Annotated in this window: 1 protein-coding gene; it reads left to right on the top strand. The window is 47.0% G+C overall.

The genetic code is table 11. From position 1 onward, the window contains the following. A partial coding sequence (locus tag R7Z47_RS26160) for a diguanylate cyclase (protein WP_318130940.1) occupies positions 1-566 on the top strand: 566 nt, incomplete at both ends.

The raw sequence follows: 566 nt of genomic DNA, 5'->3' as shown, positions 1-566 counted from the left end.
TTCCGATCTAGTAACCTCAAAACCGTCCATCAAAACGTCGATCAACACCATACTTATTTTGAGCATCGCCAAGAGCTGAATGCGGAAATGAATGGTTTGGTTGAACTCAGCCAACAATCTCTCGACCAAGCTCAGGATTTAGCAGAACTCAAACAAGAAGTCGCTCCATTGCTAGCCAAAATGGCCTCGTTAACCGAGCGCCTCAAGATGACGGAAGAGAGAGAACAGGCCCTGCAAGAGCGTTTAAGCTACAGCAAAAATCAGCTTGAAGCGGTGTTTGAAACCACACAAGATTACCGCCGCCGCTTAGACGACCAGACACAGCGAATGTTGCTTGATCCACTCACGAAGGTTTACAACCGAACAGCATTTAACGATCGTCTTGAGCTCGAATACCGTCGTTGGATTCGCTCTCAACAAAATCTACGAGTGGTACTGTTTGATGTCGATAACTTCAAAGCCGTAAACGACAGCTATGGTTATACCGCTGGTGATAAAGCGCTGAAGATCATCGCTCGTGCTATCAATAAGCGTGTGTCTGATACCGAAACCGTCGCTCGCTTTGG

Source organism: Vibrio sp. 1641, from assembly GCF_033339995.1.
Lineage (GTDB): Bacteria > Pseudomonadota > Gammaproteobacteria > Enterobacterales > Vibrionaceae > Vibrio > Vibrio alginolyticus.
Note: the sequence above shows the minus strand (reverse complement) of the source record. Positions and strands in the feature narration are given on the sequence as shown.